Consider the following 16,260-nt stretch of genomic DNA (forward strand, 5'->3'; position numbering starts at 1 on the left):
GCGGTTCGCGGGGCGGCGGTGACCCGCCGTACGGCGGCCGGAGTCACTTCTCCTTGAGGACCGCCTGCATGACCGACTTCGCGATCGGCGAGCCGAGCCGGCCACCCGCGATCTGCTCGCGCGGGATGTTCATGTCCTTCGGGTCCACGAAGACGGCGACGGCGACGGGGGAGCCGCCGTCGTCGTCCTTGGCGTAGGAGACGAACCAGGCGTACGGGCGCTCGTCGCGGACGTTCGCGCCGTGCTGGGCGGTACCGGTCTTGCCGCCGACGATGGTGCCGCCGATCTTGGCTCCGCTCGCGGTGCCCTTCTCGACGGTGTTCTCCATCATCGCCTGGACCTTGTGCGCGGTGTCCTCGGAGACGGCCTGGCTCATCTCCTGCGGCTGGTTCTTCTCGATCGTCGACAGGTCGGGGCCGCGCAACTCGTCGACCAGGTACGGCTTCATCAGCTTGCCGTTGTTGGCGATGCCCGCCGTGACCATCGCCATCTGCAGCGGGGTCGAGGTCACGCTGCCCTGGCCCATGCCGGTCAGCGCGGTCTGCGGCTGGTCGAGCTTTTCGGGGTAGGCGCTGGCGACGGCGCGGACCGGGACGAACTGCTCCTCGTTGAAGCCGAACTTCTCGGCGGTCTCCCGCATGTCGTCCTTGCCGACCTTCCAGGCCGTGTCGAGGAAGACGTTGTTGCAGGACCACTGCATGCCGACCTTCAGGGACGCCTTGTCACAGGGGCCCGCCACGTCGTTGCCGATGCGGGTGGAGCTCTGCGGCAGCTTGTACGGGGCCCTGGCGCCGGTGGGCTCGTCGATGTCCTTGATCGTGCCGTGCTCCAGGGCGGCGGCCGCGGTGAGGATCTTGAAGGTGGAGCCCGGCGGGTACGTCTCGCGCAGGGCGCGGTTGTTGAGCGGCTTGCTCTTGTCCTTGAGGAGCTTCTGGTACTCCTTGCCCTCCTTGCTGGAGATGCCCGCGAAGACCGAGGGGTCGTACGAGGGGGTGGAGGCGAGGGCGAGGATCTTGCCGGAGCGGGGGTCGAGGGCGACGACGGCACCGGGTGCGCCGAGGTCGGTCAGCCCCTTGTACGCGGCCTCCTGGGCCTTGGCGTCGATGGTGGTGACGACGTCGCCGCCGCGGCGCTTCTTGCCGGTGAGCATGTCCACCGTGCGGCGCAGGAAGAGCCGGTCGTCGGTGCCGCTGAGGATGTCGTTCTCGACGCCCTCCAGGAAGGTGGAGCCCTGGGCCTGCGAGAAGTAGCCGGTGATCGGGGCGTACATGGGGCCCTGCTTGAAGAGCCGCTTGTACTTGAAGTCCGAGTACTCCCCGTCGGACTTCGTGTCCGACGCCTTGGACCCGGTGATGGACTTGCCGCCCACGATGATGTCGCCGCGCGGGTGCGAGAACGCCTCGATCTGCACCCGCCGGTTGTGCGTGTCGTTGGAGAGCTTGTCGTTCTGCGCGAACTGCACCCAGTTGGCACGGCCGAGCAGCGCGAGGATGAGCAGGCCGCAGAATATGGCGACGCGCCGGACTGGTTTGTTCACACTTCCCCCTGAACTTCACCCTGGTCGGTGACGTTTCATCATCACCTCGCCCCCGCCTTCAGAGGGCGAGGTGCCCCGATTTCGTTGCAGAACAGTCATACGAAAACTGGATGAGGACCCAGTTGGGGACCCAGTTGGGGACTCAGACGTCCAGCGCGGTGCCGTAGAGCCGCTCCACCCGGATCCGGACCACCACGCGGCGCTCCCGCACCATCTCCCGCAGGTAGGCCGCCTCGTCCGCGGGGTCATCGAACCCCTCGGTCATGGCGAGCAGTTCCCGCCCGGTGGCGTCCCCCGGCTCCGTCGACGGCGGCGTGACCTCGGCGGTGCCCTCGGCGACGGCGAAGGCGTAGGGCCCGGTGGAGACGTGCAGCGCGGCGTGCGGGTCGCGGGCGAAGAGGCGGGGCTTGAGCCGGTCGGCCGTGGTGGGGACGCGCAGGATCCGCCTCTCGGGGTCCCAGTGGTAGACGACGGTCGACAGGTGCGGGTGGCCGGTGCGGCGTACGGCGGCGAGCACGCCGAGCTGCTGTTCGCTGAGGATCTTCGTGAGCTCGTCCTCGGTGAGGACGCGGGGGGCGGGGCCGGACATGGCGGCTTCCTTTCGAACAAGGGTGGTTGAGCTGATCAGGTGTGATCGGGCGATACGCCACGGTCAGGTCGGAGCACCATGAGTGCGACCGTGAGGGCGGCGACCAGGAGCCCCGCGCCCACCGTGAAGGCCAGGTGGTAGCCCGCGGTCAGGGCCTCGGGGCGGGGTGTGCCCGCGGTGAGGAGGCGGTCCGTGCGGGAGGCGGCGAGGGTGGAGAGGACGGCCACGCCGAGGGCCATGCCGATCTGCTGGGTGGTGTTGAAGAGGCCGGAGGCGAGCCCCGCGTCGTCCTCGCGGGCGCCGGACATGCCGAGCCCGGTCAGGGCGGGCAGCGCCAGGCCGAAGCCCGCGGCGAGCAGCATCACGGGGAGCAGGTCGGTGGCGTAGCTCGCGTGCACGGGCACCCGGGCCAGCAGCCCGAGCACCCCGACCAGGAGCACGAGCCCGGTGAGCAGCACCGCCCGCTCGCCGAACCGTCCGATCAGCCGGGCCGAGACCCCGAGCGAGACCGCGCCGATGACGAGGGCCGCGGGCAGCATGGCGAGCCCGGTCGCGGTGGCGTCGTACCGCAGGACGTTCTGGAGGTAGAGGGCGACCAGGACCTGGAAGGAGAAGAGGGCCGCGACCATCAGCAGCTGCACCAGGTTGGCCCCGGCGACGCTGCGCGACCGCAGCACCCGCAGCGGCATGAGCGGGGTGCGGGCGGTGGCCTGGCGGGCGACGAAGCCCCCGAGCAGGGCGAGCGCGAGGGCGCCGAGGCCGAGCGTGTGGCCCGAACTCCAGCCGTACTCCTCGACCTTGACCACGCTGTAGATGCCGGTCATGAGCCCGGCCGTGACCAGCAGCGCGCCGATGACGTCCGCCCCGGCCCGCAGGCCGAGCCCGCGGTCGGCGGGGAGGGCGGGCAGGGCGAGCGCGAGGGTGGCGAGCCCGATGGGCAGGTTGATGAGGAAGATCCAGTGCCAGTTCAGGAGGTCGGTGAGCACGCCCCCGAGCACCTGCCCGATCGACGCCCCGGCCGCGCCGGTGAAGCTGAACACGGCGATGGCTCTGGCCCGTTCGCGGGGCTCGGTGAAGAGCGTGACGAGGATGCCGAGGCTCACGGCGGAGGCGAGTGCGCTGCCGACGCCCTGGAGGAAGCGGGCGGCGATGAGGACACCGGGGGAGCCGGCGGCGCCCGCGAGCAGCGAGGCCCCGGTGAACACCCCCGTCCCGACGAGGAACAGCCGCTTGCGCCCGAGCAGATCACCGAGCCGACCGGCGAGCAGCAACAGGCTCCCGAAGGCGATCAGATACGCGTTCACCACCCAACTCAGGCCGCCGGGCGTGAAGTCGAGGTCGCTCTGGATGGCGGGCATCGCGACGGTGACGATGCTGCCGTCCAGGACGTTCATGAGCAGCCCGGTGGCGATGACGCCGAGGGCGAGGTGGCGGCGCGGGGGGCGGGTGCGGGGTGCGGATTCCAGCGTGGACAGAGCAACCACGGTTTCTCTCCTGTGAGTTGGCCGGGCCTGTGAGGCGGCCGGGGGTGCCGGAAGAACAAGAGGGACCGTAGCAGATAGTTCCGTTGCAGACTATCTACTTCGGTCCCTCGATCCGGCTATCCTGGGCCGCATGACCGCCATGGCTCCCGCCCACACCGACCTGGACCTCTCCTTCCTCCTGGACCACACCAGCCACGTCCTGCGCACCCGGATGGCCGCCGCCCTCGCCGAGATCGGCCTGACCGCGCGCATGCACTGCGTCCTGGTGCACGCCCTGGAGGAGGAGCGCACCCAGGCCCAGCTCGCCGAGATCGGGGACATGGACAAGACGACGATGGTGGTGACCGTGGACGCCCTGGAGAAGGCGGGCCTCGCCGAGCGCCGCCCCTCGAGCACGGACCGGCGCGCCCGGATCATCGCCGTCACCGAAGAGGGCGCCCGGGTCGCCGTACGCAGTCAGAAGATCGTCGACGGCGTGCACGAGGAGGCGCTCGGCTCGCTGCCCAAGGGGGAGCGCGACACCCTGGTGCGGGCGCTGAACCGGCTGGTCGCGGGGCACTTGGCGACCCCCGCCGAGGCTCCGCAGGGGGCGCGCAGGCCGCGGCAGCGGGCGCAGTAGCCCGTCCCGGCAGCGGGTGCGGCCACGTCGGAGAAGCGGCCGGGCCAAGGGGCGTGACAGCCGCGACAGGTGGCGTGACAGCGGCGTGACAGGGGGGTGTCAGGACCCGTCGGCACCTTGGTCGCATGACAACTTCTGCGATCGCGGTCACGGGACTGCGCAAGGCATACGGCGACAAGGTCGTCCTCGACGGCATCGGCTTCGAGGTCCCCGCGGGCGCCGTCTTCTCGATGCTCGGCCCGAACGGAGCGGGCAAGACGACGACGGTCAACGTCCTGACCACGCTGATGAAGGCGGACTCCGGGACGGTGCGGGTGGCCGGCCACGACGCGGCCACCGCCACCCGGCAGGTGCGCGCCGCGATCGGCGTGACCGGCCAGTTCGCCGCGGTGGACGAGCTGCTCTCGGGCCGCGAGAACCTGCAGCTGATGGCGGACCTGAAGCGGGTGCGCGGCGGCCAGGTGGTCTCGGGGCTGCTGGAGCGGTTCGACCTGACGGAGTCCGCGGACAAGCTGGCGGCGACCTACTCCGGGGGCATGCGCCGCAAGCTGGACCTGGCGATGACACTGGTCGGCAAGCCCGAGATCATCTTCCTGGACGAGCCGACCACGGGCCTCGACCCGCGCAGCCGGCGCACCATGTGGCAGATCGTGCGCGAGCTGGTGGCCGAGGGCACCACCATCTTCCTCACCACCCAGTACCTCGACGAGGCCGACCAGCTCGCCGACCGGATCGCGGTGCTCAACCAGGGCAGCCTGGTCGCCGAGGGCACCCCCGAGGAGCTCAAGCGCCGGATCCCGGGCGGGCACGTGCGGCTGCGGTTCACCGACCCGGCCGCCTACCGCTCCGCCGCCGCCGCGCTGCGCGAGGTCACCGCGGACGACGAGGCCCTGTCGCTGCAGATCCCCAGCGACGGCACCCAGCGCGAACTGCGCTCCATCCTCGACTGGCTGGACTCGGCGGGTGTCGAGGCCGACGAGCTGACCGTGCACACGCCGGACCTCGACGACGTCTTCCTCGCCCTGACCGACCACACGGCCACGCAGCCCGCCACCGCGCAGCCCACCGCCGCCCAGCCCGCCACCACGCAGCCCACCGCCACCCAGGCCACGACCACCACCACCGGCTCCACGACCTCTGAGGAGATCGCGCGATGAGTACCGCTTCCACCCCCCTGGCCGACTCGGCGATCATCCTGCGCCGCAACCTCAAGCACTCCCTGCGCAACCCCACCACGGTCTTCAACGCGATCCTCTTCCCGATCGTGATGATGCTGCTGTTCGTCAAGGTGCTCGGCGGCGGCTTCGACGTCGGCGTCCCCTACATCGACTACGCGACACCGGGGCTGCTGGTCATGGCCATCAGCTACGGGCTCGGCGCCACCTCGGCGGCCGTGAACGACGACATGACCAAGGGCGTCATCAACCGCCTCAAGGTCATGGACGTCTCCCGCGGCGCCGTGCTCTCCGGGCACGTCGTCGTCACCGCGGTGCGCTGCGTCGTGGCCTGCGCGGCCATCATCGGGGTGGCCTTCCTGATGGGCTTCGACCCGGGTGCGAGCGCCCTGGACTGGCTCGGCGTCGCGGGCCTCCTCGTCCTGGTCAGCGTCGCGGCCGCCTGGCTCACCGTCGCCCTCGGCCTGGCCGCCAAGACGGCGGAGTCCGCGGGCTTCGCCACCGTCCCGCTGGTCATGCTGCCGTTCCTCAGCAGCGCGTTCGTGCCCGCCGACACCATGGGCACCGGGGTGCGCCAGTTCGTGGAGTACCAGCCCTTCACCCCGATCATCGAGAGCCTGCGCGGCCTGCTCGCGGGCCACCCGTCGGGCGGCGACACGGCCGCGGCCCTCGCCTGGTGCGTGGGACTGGCCGTCGTCGGGTACTTCTGGGCGGTGGCCACCTTCAAGAAGCGCGTGTGAGCCGCGCCGAACGCGAGTGTCCCGTCTCAATGGAAGTGGGCCATCGTGAGGCGGTGACCTGGGGTGACTCAGGTTGAGTGAGACGGCAATGGCTGGCCTGTCTCACTCAACCTGAGCAGCTGTCCGTTGACATCGAACCCAGTCGCTCTGCCGTCGAGCGGAGTCGTGCCGCGTCTGGTGCGCCCAAACCACGACACGAGAGAGAACCGACGACAAGCCCGTCGGCTCTGCGCTTGGCCGCGGGGGTCGCAGAAGGGGGCCCGGTCGGCGAACCTGATGACCACGCCATCGATCGGTCCCGCGGCGGACTGACTGCGGCGTCACGCCCAGCCCCAGTGAGCTGTTGCACCCTCTTCTCCGAAGTCGTGGCGTGTCCTCAAATCGGCCTTCTCGGAGAATGGCTGTCGGGCCGATTAGTCGAGGTTTGTCTCCGGGCTTGAGCCGCGCCAGCCGCCGTTGACATACCACTTGTCGGCCGCCAGGGCCTTGAACAGGGCATAGCCCATCGTGTTGGGGTTACCCCGGTAGCGCCAGCCCTCGGCCTTGTGCTCAAGCCAGGGGGCGACGGAGTTAGTGGGCATCATCGTGAGGTCGTGGTTGGTTGATGCGATGTGGCTACTCACCAGAAGGCTGTACCGGTAGTCCAGGTCGAACACCTTCAGGTGTTTCTGGAGGCGTTCTGTGAGTGTGTCGCTCCAATCAGGGTGGGGGGAAACGAAGAACTTCATCGACGGCTGCTCATTGCCGCGTGGCCTCCTGAGACGAGCTCGAAGCCAGGGGTGGTGGGAGAAGTCGTCGAAGTAGGGGTGCAGGGTCTGGTCACCCGCATTGACGGGGACTGTCGCGCGCTTGCCGGTGTTGCAGTCGCGGCAAGCCGGGATGAGGTTAACCGGTACCACGCTGAGCAGCGGGTACGTGTTCTTGGGTAGGTGGTGATCGAGCGTGGTTACCAGGCCCTCCCCGCACAGGGGACACCGGTTATCCCGTCGACGGCCTTCTTGGTCGGTCGTACCTTTGAGCGCCTCGTAGATGCGGCGGCCCGGAGCACGGTCCTTGGCCAACCGGTCGGTGTAGACCCCCTCCAGTGCCTTGCGGTCGCGACGGGTGCCAGGCGTGGCGGCGAGGCCGGTGAGGGTGTGAAGAGCCTGGCCCTGAGCGGCTGCCTCGTACGCACTTGCTGCATCGGCCACCGCGTCGGTGAACGACTCCAGCCGTTTTCGGCTATTTGGGCGGGCGTTGGCGATGCAGGTGGTGTAGACGTCGCGTGCGTCGAAGGCCGGAGGATCTATGTGCTGCATCAGCCGTGTCCCTCCACGTCGTCGCGCTGGCCGAGCAAGGCGCTGAGCACCAACTGTGCCTCGCTGCCAAGCCGTCCACTGAAGTGTTCCAGGACAGCGTCGTAGGAGTAGCCGACGTCGACCAGGCGTCGTAGTTCGTGCAGAAAGCCGGCTTCGGTGAGTTCCAGACCGAAGACCTCGTGAGTCAGCACGCCGACGTTCTCGCCGTACGTTTCGATGCGGGGCTGCGCGGCTCCGAGTTGCCCGCCGTAGCGCCAGAGCTTCCAGACGCAGTGGGCAGGAATCTCTTGGAGTACAACCGGAGAGTGTGTGGCGACGATGGCCAGCCCGTTGCGCTCGGCGAGCAGATCGGACAGCGCCCGCATGAACGCGGACAGCAGGGGCGGATGGAGGTGGGTTTCCGGCTCATCGATGATGACGAGGGTCCGCTCACTCACGTGCTCGATGAGCCGGGTCATGGTGAGCAGAACGAGCCGGTGGCCGGCGCTGAGACGGCGGAAGAGCTGCCGGGCCTTATTCTCGCGGCTGTTCAGGCTTGCGGTGTTCTCGAAGTTCTCCAGCCATCCCTCCTCCAGGAGTCCGCTCCCGGGATAGTCGAGGGTGCGCAATGCCCTGATCCATTGTGGGCTGCGCTCGCGCGTCAGACATGCCTTCATGGCCTGCGCGAAGTCCTTCCTGAGCCCGCCAGGGGTCTTGAACCTGGGGGATCGTGAACCCTGAACACGCAGGCCCACGTAGGAAGCGATGAACATTTCGTCGCCCTCGACGAGCGGGAAGTCGTCAAAGGCGCTGAACGAGACAGTCACCAGGTTGTTGAAGGATCGGCCCTCGCGGCCGTACTCGATGATCCGCCCGAGCTCATATATCTGCGGCTCGACCGCAGCGACGGCGCGGGCCAAGTGGGAAAGCACATATGACTTCCCCACGCCGTTCCGTCCGGTCAGGGCGTGCACGTTGCTGGCCGGCCGGGAGCCTGGTTCGACCTTGAATTCGAACCGCACGGAACCCATTGCCGGTGGCAGCGGCGGCTCGTAGGCGATATCGAAACTTACCCGGCGCGCTCCGCCGCGTGCGATGCGCCGCAGCTGCCCGCGCACGGTCGACATCTTGACGAAGCGCAGTAGCGAAGTGCGGGTCACATCTTGGTTCCGCGCGAGGCGGAAGGAGTCCTCGTCATAGGCGATATCCCGGAGCGCGGTGAGTACTTCCTCCCGGATGGCGCTGGGTATCTCGCTCAGCGTGTAGTAATAGCTTTCATCCTGGCCCACCGAGAAATAGCGCGAGCTGTCCAGGCGGCTGAAGCGCTCCGGGAGCAGATAGTTGGCGGGAACGTTCTCGCCATCCGTCGCCACGTGGCCAATCTTCACCGTGCCGACCTCGATCCAGCCCTCCCTGGTCAGAACGCGCAACGTGAACATGGTGCGGTATCCGTCGTCGTCCCAGGTGTCGTGGACGAGGAGCGCATCGAAAAGATCCTCCGCCATAGCGCCACCTTCGGCCAAGCGACGGTCGTCATAAAATACGCCGAATCGCACGGTTTTCCTGGCCCTCCCCCTGCTTACTGTGCTCCGTCGTGATGTGCGATCTTAGGCGGCGGCGCGCACGGGTGTGCGGGGGCGGACGTCGCGAACTCAGCGGCCCGGCTGGAGTGCGACGCTGGAGTCTGGAGTAGGGCCGCCGTTGCTTTGCCGCGGGCCGGTGCGGCTATGTGTTGTCGCTGCGGTGGTGGGCGTGCCAGAGGCGTCTGAGGGCTTCGAGCTCGGTTCGTGGGAAGTGTTCGCCCCACTTGCCTCGATAGCCGCTCTCACCGTAAGTCTGCGCGACCTCGTCGAAGCAGCGGATCGCGGTGCGGGCGAGCTGGTCGATGCCGAGCTGGCTGGACCAGATTTCGGGTCCCTTGTTGTCGTGATCGCTGCCGTGACGCAGCTCCAGCACGCGGGTCCAGGTGTCCACGCCTTCGCGGTAGAAGATCCACCGGTAGGCGGTCGGTTCGGCCTCAAACTGGGCACGGGTCTCCGACCCGCCCGCGACGAGCTGGGCCACCGCGGTCAGGAGCTCCTCGGGCGCACTGGTGATGTGGGACGCGGTGAGCTCGACTCTCGCCTGGCGATCTTCAAGGGTGCAGTCCGCCCACCCGGATCCCGCCAGGGTCCAGGTGATGCGCATGCCGGATGTCACTGGTGCTCCTCAGCGAGGAAGGCCCGAACATCGGCCGCCAGGGAAGTCATCTGCTCGCCGGCCTCCAGCCAGGTGGTCACAGAGGCGCCCCAGCCACCTGCGGCCTGAGGCCACGGCCGCAAGGCCCAGGTCAGGCCGACGTGGCCGCCGGACCGGAAGACTGCCGACACCGTTAGGTCGTGGTCATTGGTCTGCCAGCTCCGTTCGCCGTCCCATCCCCGGTAGTCGGCGGCGAGCTCTTCCAGGAATGCGGTGAGATCGCTGTCCCAGATCCAGGCGACGACCTCGTTGACGCGAGCGGTCAGACCGGGAGCCCGCAGCTCGACGGCATAGTGCACGGAGTCTGCGTCGAAGCTGAACCGGTCGCAGAACGTCACGCCGACGGACGCATTGTCCTGGCAGCGGATCGTCACGCTGGCCTCATCGCCGGTGCCGACGTCGGGGGTAGTCATGGGTGGAACGCTAGGTCAGCAAGATGTTCGACGTCACTTGGATTCGCTGTCGGCAGGGTGGAGAACAGCTTCGGCGATTTCACGGACACGCTCCATCGTGATGCCGGTCCGCTGTTCGACCGCGAGAGGGTGGTCGGTCGGCTCCAGCTCGATGAACGGACGCTGTCCGATGGGGCGGGTGTGGACGTGGGTCTTCAAGTTGATGGTGCTGGGCGAGTAGAGGAAGAGGTCGGTGGACAGCCATCCGAAGTACGGCTCCTCGGATTCGCGTCCCCGGGTGTCCCAGAGGTCCGCGGCTCGGGCGAAGTTGTCCCGGCTGAGGGAGACCCATGCGGCCCAGGAAAAGACCTCGTCGCTGCCGATGATCGGTATCTCGATCAGACCCTTGACGAAGTAGTGCTGTGCCTGGATGACGCACTGATCTGACGAGAGCAGGCAGTCCGCACGGTCGGCGAAACGCGGATCCCAGACGTAGGGAGCCGTGGCCGAGTAGTTCATCGGCAGTTCGGCGTGATGGCTGCCGCAGCACGAGCATGTGAATCCGAGGTCGCTGGTCATGAGCGGAGCCTAATGATCGGCTCCGACGTTGCTGACGTCAGTCCCGTCTCGGTGAGGGCAGAGGCAGTTCACCGTGCGTGTGCTGGGGAGCGCTTCAAGATCCGTCGGATGAGAAGGGGAGGGAACTGGTCGTGCGGGTGGGCGGTTACGAGCCCGTCGAGGCTGGCCTCATGGTGGCGGACGGCCTCGTCGACCCGTTGGGCAAGCCGCACGATCTCTTCTTGGAGCCAGGGGATGGCGGTTGTCCTTAGCTTCCGCTCTGCGGGTAGTCGCCTGTCGAACTCTCGGCGGAAGCGCTGAACCTCTCCCTGGCTTCCGAGGGCTTGTTTTCGCCAGTAGAAGGAAGCGAAGAGAGCGGCGACCTGGACGACGTCGGGGAAGTCGGCGGCCTCGGCGTATGGGTATGGCCGGTGCCGACTGGTCTCGTCCGGATGGATCAAGCGGAGTCTGCGCTCCGTGCGGTCTGCTGCGTAGCCGTGTCTGGCCAGGTCGCGCCAGAACTTGGAGCATTCGTCGTAGGCGGGCAGGATCCTGCGGTATCTGCTGTGACGGCAGAGCCGGTGGAGACGCCGTTGAGCTTCAACGATCTCGGGCGCTTGCGCAACGCTGCACTGACCGGTTGAGGGGATCTCGACGCTTCGCTCAAAGTACGAGTCGTAGGCGGTGCCACTGCCTGTCCACCGGCGGTGCTTGACGCAGAGCTGGTTGAGGTCTCGGAGCCCCCATATCTCGATCTGCCAGCTGGTCTTTCCGGTATGCGCGGCCGCGCAGAAGTCGCAGGCCCAGGTCCGGTTGATCAACGGGTAGCCCGGCTGGTGCCATGCCGTGGCGGTGGTCAGTTCGGGCAGAGCCTTCTTCAGGGATTTCGGTGTCTGACCGCTGCGAACGGCGAGGAGATCCAGCCTATCCAGGGGCCTCTCCGTCGAGTAGAAGCGGCGAAGCACATGCTTTGGGGGGATTCCGTTAAGCAGCGCGAGTCGCGCTGCATAGGACCGAACAGTCTCATTCGGAAAGGGCGGGGAGGTCAGAGGCAGTGGTCGTGCCGGCCCGGCCGGGGCCGTGACCCCGATCATGCGGATGTCCGGTAGGTGCTCTCGCTGGCGTGGTCCACATGGATGGCGTGCAATTGTCGCCTGGTGATGCTTTCGCTGCCGTCCAGGATCGCGGAGATGGCTGCGGCCCGAACGAGATGGGAGAGACTGCCGATCATTCCACCGGTCCGCTGGTAGAGGTATTTGTGCAAGTTGGTCAATGTGTTGGGGGCGTGCCTGTGCAGGCGAAGGGTGCCCTCCATGGTCGCGACCAGGCCTTCCCATTCACGGCCCAGCGGGAAGGGCCCGGTATGGAGGAGGGTGCAGCGACCTGCGATCTGGCCGCCGCGGATGCCGGTGAACAGTCCGGAGTGTTCGACGTCGATGCCGGCGTAGATGAACGTGGCCGGCAGGTGCTCGGTGAAGTACTTCAGATGGTCGGAGAGCTCCTCTCCGGCAATCGTGCCCAAGTTCATGAGATGGATTTCGTCGACCAGCACCAGGTCCGTGCGGGCCTCTGTCAGCACCTGGCAGACGGAGTGCGTGATGTCGGCGGTGTTGTGGCGTGGGGTGATGGTCGGGATGTTGAGGAAGCGGGCAAACTCCAAGGCGAGCTTCCGGGGTGATCCTTTCGGCGGTGCGGTGACATAGACCACCGGGATGCGTTGGCCTTCGCCGGATCTGTGCCGAACGCGCAGTTCATGAAGGCGCCCGAGCTGTCGGAGTGCAGTGGTCTTGCCCGTGGTGCGGTCGCCGGAGATGATCAGGCCGCGGCGAGCTCCGTGCTCGCGTCGGTTGAGCAGGGTCAGAAGGCGTCCCTGATGAGCGACTTCCTTAACTGTGGACGTGCGTACCACTTGGAGTTCTGAGTGGTAGTCGATGCGAGCTTCGTCGTAGTCGGTGCGTTCCTCGTCGTTCATCGACTCCCATCGAGGGCGGGGAAGCAGGTCGAAGGGGTGCGGATCCTTCTCCACGAACCGCCGCCAGCCAGTGAGAGTGGTGGGCGGCTCCACACGTTCGTCTTTGTCGGCCCCAGAGCGATCATCTCCGGAGGGGCTCACCACCATCTTTTCGCCTCCTCACGAGCGTCGAAGATCCCCAGCGGCACCACTTTCGCCAACTCCTCGCCCTCATCGGCGGCATCGGAGACGTGAGCTGGTTCGGCCGGAAGCGCTTGCGAGGCGGCGGGCGTCTCGGGACGAGGCCAGGCCGGCTGGCTGGTGGCACGGGTGCGGCCGACGACCTTGCGGTCACGCCGCTCGGCCGCTCGGCCCGAGCTTTTCCGCCGCCGGACAGGGCGTTCTTCGGGACCCGATGCGGCCCGGTCAAGCAGCTCGACCGCAGCCTCGGCGACCGCTTCCTCGTCCGGCTTGCGCCGTTCACGTTCGGCCAGCACCTGACGGGCCCGGTCGAAGACCAGTTCACCCATTGGGACGGGCGAAGTGCGTAGATGGCGCCAGGTCGCGGTGATCCAGCCCGTGCCACGGTGGTTGCGTACCCAGACGCAGGAGATGTCATAAGGGTCGTAGTGGACCTCCCAGAGCCTCCCGTCCGGACCCGCCCCGGAGGGCTGGCGCCGAAAGGGGACAAGGTCGCGGGAATCGTAAGTACGGTTGTTGATCCGCACCCCTCCGGGACCGATGACCCTCCAATCGCGGGGCATGAGCTGGATGTACTCCTCCGGGCTCAGCGCGACCGGCACGTATCCGGCCGCCGCCACCAGCGCGGCGTACTTCTCGTTCGGACTCAACGGGCGATCCGGCATCAACGGGTCCCGCAGCCCGCCGTGCGGCCTGACCTGCCACGTCGAAACGACCCATTCCTGGAGCAGTTCCTGGAGCTCGTGGATGGACCAAACCGCTCGCGCGGACGGATCCCTGCCTCGCATCTCGGCACTCCGGCCGGTGTAGCCGGGCAGATCCTGGGCGAACATCGTTGCCACGGAGCCCAAGGTCCGTTCAATATGCGGCTTGTCGGTCGGGGTGTCCGGATGCGCGGGCTGGAACGAGATCCCCAAGTGGCGGCAGGCATTACGGAAGTTGTCCGAGACGAACGCCTTTCCGCGGTCACTGACCACCATCTCCGGGACGATCACCGGCTTTGCGGCGGCCTTGGCCATCCGCTCGTCCAGCGTCAGCAGCGAGGCATAGGGCAGCACCGACCGGGACATGCGCAACGCATCTGACCAGCCCGGCCGCACCACCTCCGGCGCCATCGCCCGCGCAAGCAGCAGGGCAGCGTCCACCGCCTTCGTCGAGGGCCGCAACACCACCGCAGCCATTGTCCTCGTCGCCAGATCGACCAGTCCGGTCAGCTCGCAGCGGTCCACTGTCCCGTCGTCGTGGACGACCATTACGTCCAGTGGCGTGGAGTCGATCTCCATCACTTCACCTGGTCGTGCTGTCGTCAGCTGCCCGAACATCCGCTTCGGCTGCTTGCTCAGCGAGCGGCGGGTACGGGCCGAGCCCAGCAGATGTTGCCCGGTCGAGACGGCCTCCAACAAGCGGTAGAACGTCGCCCTGGAGGGCATAGGAACGGCTCCCGCGCCGTGCTCGGCAGCCAGCAGGCGTTCGACCTTGCGCCGCAGCACCTGCGCGGACACGGTCGGCTCGTCGGTCCGGCTGCTGACGATCTTCTCGATTGCCTCGACCACCCGCGGATCGGCCCGGCTCGTGCCGGTGGCGGGCTTGCGCTGCCGACCGTCCACCAAACCCGCCACCCCTTCGCGCTCGAAGCGAGAGCGCATCCGGCGCAGCGTGCTCAGTCCCACCTCCTCGCCTGCTTCGCGTAGTTCGGCGAGCTTGGCCAGCTCCCGCTGCCGCAAGGAGTTCACGGCCGGGTCGTACTTGGCCTTCACCGGGGTGTGAGCATCGACGTCTGGGCGGCCCGTAAGCAGTTCGGTCAGGTGCCTTCGCCACCACTTGGCTCGCCCTGCGGCGTCTTCGGGCAGCCCCTCCAGGACCCCCGCATCGGGCAGCGGCGGGCGGATCGGCGCGCTGCTGAGCACGGTGAACCCTTCAGAGCTCAGCAAGTTCCCCAGCAGCACCACACTGGCGGCCAGGGCGTCATCCACCAGCCGCACCGAAGCGCCGTGCAGGGCCGCCACGGTGTGCTCGCGCCCGTCGTAACGAACCCGATCACCCAGCGACAGCAGATGCGGACGCGCCGGCATCCCCGCCCACCTCCATCGCCACCGCACGAACGAGGTGCACACGCGTGGCCCCTGCCAGCAACTCGCCCCCCAGGTCAGCGGCCAGCACTCGGCACCACAACAGGTGAAAGAGCACCGGCAGCGTGGCGATCGGATCCCCGACTTCCCGGGCCCCCGCAAGCAGCCCCTGCGGCTCTGCGAACACCGCTTGCAGGGCATCGGCGACCGGCTCGCGCCGCACCCGCGGGTGCCGGTAGCCCGACAGCCAGCGCAGATTCGCCGCCAGCACGGGATCGAGTATCCCGACCCGCTCGAAGCCCCAGCCAACCTGGGCGCAGGCCGCGGCCGTGGCCGCGAACTTCGCCGCGTCGTCTGGTTCGATCCGATCGTCCGGACGTACGTCCAGCACCACAGCGGTGCCGTCCCGACGGCGTACGAAGTAGTCCGGCGTATGGCGGGTACGCCGCGCCCGGTCGCCGTACCGCCACGACAGCCGGAACGGCTGCGAGGCCACCGCCACCACATCCGGATCGGCGTCCAGCCTCATCAGGTGCCCGAGCTCCACCCACGACTCATAGCCGACCAGGTCGCCGCCTGTAGCAGCCCAGTACCAGCCCGCGAAGTTCCGCTGCCCCCGGTACGACGGGAACCCGCGTACCTGCCCGGCTGCCTCGAAACGGGTCGGCCACATCACCTCAAGCGGCCCGCCGTGCGGCTCGTCGCGGGCGTCTACGTACTCCAGCCAGAAGTGCTCCTCAACCATCAGCCACCCCCGCTCGGCACCCACCCGATACGAAGACCGTAGGGACCCCGGTGCGGCAGTGGGTCAGGAAGAGTGAGATAGATCGACAGATGGTCAAGGTTGACTGAGACGAGCGACCAGATGGTTCAGATAGACCGAGACTGGCTCACCTTCAGCGAGACACGTCAGCGCTGCGCCCCGACAGTGGCGTAGCGCACTTTTGCAAGCAGCCGCTTGCAATTGTTAGCAAGGGTGGCGCACCATCGAGGCATGGCATCACTCAACGTCGGCAGTCTCGGCGAGTATCTGCGGGAGCAGCGGCGGACCGCCCAGCTCTCCCTGCGGCAGCTCGCCGATGCAGCCGGTGTGTCCAATCCGTATCTGAGCCAGATCGAGCGGGGCTTGCGCAAGCCGAGCGCGGAGGTGCTGCAGCAGGTCGCCAAGGCCCTGCGGATCTCCGCGGAGACGCTGTACGTGCGCGCCGGGATCCTCGACGAGAAGGAACGGGTCGAGCTGGAGACGCGCGCCGTCATCCTCGCCGACCCCTCCATCAACGAGCGCCAGAAACAAGTGCTGTTGCAGATCTACGAGTCGTTCCGCAAGGAGAACGGATTCGAGACCTCCGGCACCGAGGAATCCGGTGATGCCGAGCAGGACGAGCACGACGAGCAGAAGCAGACACCCTCAAGCTGACGCGAATCCGGGA

General features: G+C 67.7%; 16 protein-coding genes. 4 read left to right on the forward strand and 12 right to left on the reverse strand.

Annotation, left to right across the window (positions count from 1 at the left end):
* Window positions 1–43: 43 nt before the first annotated feature.
* The 3 genes from ACQB60_RS11120 to ACQB60_RS11130 form a co-directional block, all read right to left on the reverse strand.
* Entirely contained in the window at window positions 44–1,537 is a 1,494-nt protein-coding gene (locus tag ACQB60_RS11120) for a peptidoglycan D,D-transpeptidase FtsI family protein (RefSeq protein ID WP_496925742.1), read from the reverse strand.
* 142 nt (window positions 1,538–1,679) lie between these two features.
* Window positions 1,680–2,126, reverse strand: coding sequence for a pyridoxamine 5'-phosphate oxidase family protein (locus ACQB60_RS11125; protein WP_496925743.1), 447 nt, complete (start codon window positions 2,124–2,126; stop codon window positions 1,680–1,682).
* 35 nt (window positions 2,127–2,161) lie between these two features.
* Complete coding sequence (locus ACQB60_RS11130; protein ID WP_496925744.1) at window positions 2,162–3,610, reverse strand: MFS transporter; 1,449 nt, start codon at window positions 3,608–3,610, stop codon at window positions 2,162–2,164.
* Between the two features lie 130 nt (window positions 3,611–3,740).
* On the opposite strand from ACQB60_RS11130, the gene ACQB60_RS11135 reads away from it, so the two are divergent.
* From ACQB60_RS11135 to ACQB60_RS11145, 3 genes are all read left to right on the forward strand, one after another.
* Window positions 3,741–4,229: a MarR family winged helix-turn-helix transcriptional regulator gene (locus ACQB60_RS11135; RefSeq protein WP_496925745.1), complete on the forward strand. Its 489-nt coding sequence runs from the start codon at window positions 3,741–3,743 to the stop codon at window positions 4,227–4,229.
* A gap of 125 nt (window positions 4,230–4,354) precedes the next feature.
* Window positions 4,355–5,386 carry an ATP-binding cassette domain-containing protein gene (locus ACQB60_RS11140; protein ID WP_496925746.1) on the forward strand — a complete coding sequence of 344 codons (1,032 nt, stop codon included), beginning with the start codon at window positions 4,355–4,357 and terminating at the stop codon, window positions 5,384–5,386.
* The gene (locus ACQB60_RS11145; protein WP_496925747.1) at window positions 5,383–6,144 is read left to right on the forward strand and encodes an ABC transporter permease; all 762 of its coding nucleotides are present in this window, start codon (window positions 5,383–5,385) and stop codon (window positions 6,142–6,144) included. Before ACQB60_RS11140 ends, ACQB60_RS11145 begins: the two co-directional genes overlap by 4 nt.
* 413 nt (window positions 6,145–6,557) lie before the next feature.
* Here the strand turns inward: ACQB60_RS11145 and ACQB60_RS11150 are convergent, their stop codons facing one another.
* The 9 genes from ACQB60_RS11150 to ACQB60_RS11190 all read right to left on the reverse strand — a co-directional run bounded on the left by ACQB60_RS11150 (window position 6,558) and on the right by ACQB60_RS11190 (window position 15,575).
* The gene (locus ACQB60_RS11150; protein WP_496925748.1) at window positions 6,558–7,442 is read right to left on the reverse strand and encodes an HNH endonuclease; all 885 of its coding nucleotides are present in this window, start codon (window positions 7,440–7,442) and stop codon (window positions 6,558–6,560) included.
* Window positions 7,442–8,926, reverse strand: coding sequence for an AAA family ATPase (locus ACQB60_RS11155; RefSeq protein WP_053740928.1), 1,485 nt, complete (start codon window positions 8,924–8,926; stop codon window positions 7,442–7,444). Before ACQB60_RS11155 ends, ACQB60_RS11150 begins: the two co-directional genes overlap by 1 nt.
* Window positions 8,927–9,146: 220 nt before the next feature.
* Window positions 9,147–9,620: a hypothetical protein gene (locus ACQB60_RS11160; protein WP_496925749.1), complete on the reverse strand. Its 474-nt coding sequence runs from the start codon at window positions 9,618–9,620 to the stop codon at window positions 9,147–9,149.
* Complete coding sequence (locus ACQB60_RS11165) at window positions 9,617–10,072, reverse strand: DUF6228 family protein (protein ID WP_387299536.1); 456 nt, start codon at window positions 10,070–10,072, stop codon at window positions 9,617–9,619. The genes ACQB60_RS11160 and ACQB60_RS11165 overlap by 4 nt, the downstream gene beginning before the upstream one ends.
* A gap of 33 nt (window positions 10,073–10,105) precedes the next feature.
* Window positions 10,106–10,630 (reverse strand): DUF2199 domain-containing protein, encoded by a 525-nt coding sequence (locus tag ACQB60_RS11170; RefSeq protein WP_496925750.1) that lies wholly within the window; start codon window positions 10,628–10,630, stop codon window positions 10,106–10,108.
* Between the two features lie 68 nt (window positions 10,631–10,698).
* Window positions 10,699–11,703, reverse strand: coding sequence for a TniQ family protein (locus tag ACQB60_RS11175; RefSeq protein WP_496925751.1), 1,005 nt, complete (start codon window positions 11,701–11,703; stop codon window positions 10,699–10,701).
* Window positions 11,700–12,728: a TniB family NTP-binding protein gene (locus tag ACQB60_RS11180; protein WP_496925752.1), complete on the reverse strand. Its 1,029-nt coding sequence runs from the start codon at window positions 12,726–12,728 to the stop codon at window positions 11,700–11,702. The genes ACQB60_RS11175 and ACQB60_RS11180 overlap by 4 nt, the downstream gene beginning before the upstream one ends.
* A complete protein-coding gene (locus ACQB60_RS11185; protein WP_496925753.1) occupies window positions 12,719–14,833 on the reverse strand; it encodes a transposase in 2,115 nt (704 codons plus the stop codon). The genes ACQB60_RS11180 and ACQB60_RS11185 overlap by 10 nt, the downstream gene beginning before the upstream one ends.
* Entirely contained in the window at window positions 14,799–15,575 is a 777-nt protein-coding gene (locus tag ACQB60_RS11190) for a TnsA-like heteromeric transposase endonuclease subunit (protein ID WP_496925754.1), read from the reverse strand. Before ACQB60_RS11190 ends, ACQB60_RS11185 begins: the two co-directional genes overlap by 35 nt.
* Before the next feature lie 249 nt (window positions 15,576–15,824).
* Between ACQB60_RS11190 and ACQB60_RS11195 the strand changes: the two genes are divergently transcribed.
* Window positions 15,825–16,247 carry a helix-turn-helix domain-containing protein gene (locus ACQB60_RS11195; RefSeq protein WP_496925755.1) on the forward strand — a complete coding sequence of 141 codons (423 nt, stop codon included), beginning with the start codon at window positions 15,825–15,827 and terminating at the stop codon, window positions 16,245–16,247.
* Window positions 16,248–16,260 lie beyond the last annotated feature (13 nt).

This window comes from Streptomyces odontotermitis (genome assembly GCF_050510915.1).
In the GTDB taxonomy this organism is placed as follows: Bacteria; Actinomycetota; Actinomycetes; order Streptomycetales; family Streptomycetaceae; genus Streptomyces.

Excerpts from the sequence above, each read along its gene's own strand:
- ACQB60_RS11125 (WP_496925743.1), bottom strand. The coding sequence starts at position 2,126 with ATGTCCGGCCCCGCCCCCCGCGTCCTCACCGAGGACGAGCTCACGAAG.
- ACQB60_RS11135 (WP_496925745.1), top strand. The coding sequence starts at position 3,741 with ATGACCGCCATGGCTCCCGCCCACACCGACCTGGACCTCTCCTTCCTC.
- ACQB60_RS11140 (WP_496925746.1), top strand. The coding sequence starts at position 4,355 with ATGACAACTTCTGCGATCGCGGTCACGGGACTGCGCAAGGCATACGGC.
- ACQB60_RS11145 (WP_496925747.1), top strand. The coding sequence starts at position 5,383 with ATGAGTACCGCTTCCACCCCCCTGGCCGACTCGGCGATCATCCTGCGC.
- ACQB60_RS11150 (WP_496925748.1), bottom strand. The coding sequence starts at position 7,442 with ATGCAGCACATAGATCCTCCGGCCTTCGACGCACGCGACGTCTACACC.
- ACQB60_RS11155 (WP_053740928.1), bottom strand. The coding sequence starts at position 8,926 with ATGGCGGAGGATCTTTTCGATGCGCTCCTCGTCCACGACACCTGGGAC.
- ACQB60_RS11165 (WP_387299536.1), bottom strand. The coding sequence starts at position 10,072 with ATGACTACCCCCGACGTCGGCACCGGCGATGAGGCCAGCGTGACGATC.
- ACQB60_RS11170 (WP_496925750.1), bottom strand. The coding sequence starts at position 10,630 with ATGACCAGCGACCTCGGATTCACATGCTCGTGCTGCGGCAGCCATCAC.
- ACQB60_RS11175 (WP_496925751.1), bottom strand. The coding sequence starts at position 11,703 with ATGATCGGGGTCACGGCCCCGGCCGGGCCGGCACGACCACTGCCTCTG.
- ACQB60_RS11180 (WP_496925752.1), bottom strand. The coding sequence starts at position 12,728 with ATGGTGGTGAGCCCCTCCGGAGATGATCGCTCTGGGGCCGACAAAGAC.
- ACQB60_RS11185 (WP_496925753.1), bottom strand. The coding sequence starts at position 14,833 with ATGCCGGCGCGTCCGCATCTGCTGTCGCTGGGTGATCGGGTTCGTTAC.
- ACQB60_RS11190 (WP_496925754.1), bottom strand. The coding sequence starts at position 15,575 with ATGGTTGAGGAGCACTTCTGGCTGGAGTACGTAGACGCCCGCGACGAG.
- ACQB60_RS11195 (WP_496925755.1), top strand. The coding sequence starts at position 15,825 with ATGGCATCACTCAACGTCGGCAGTCTCGGCGAGTATCTGCGGGAGCAG.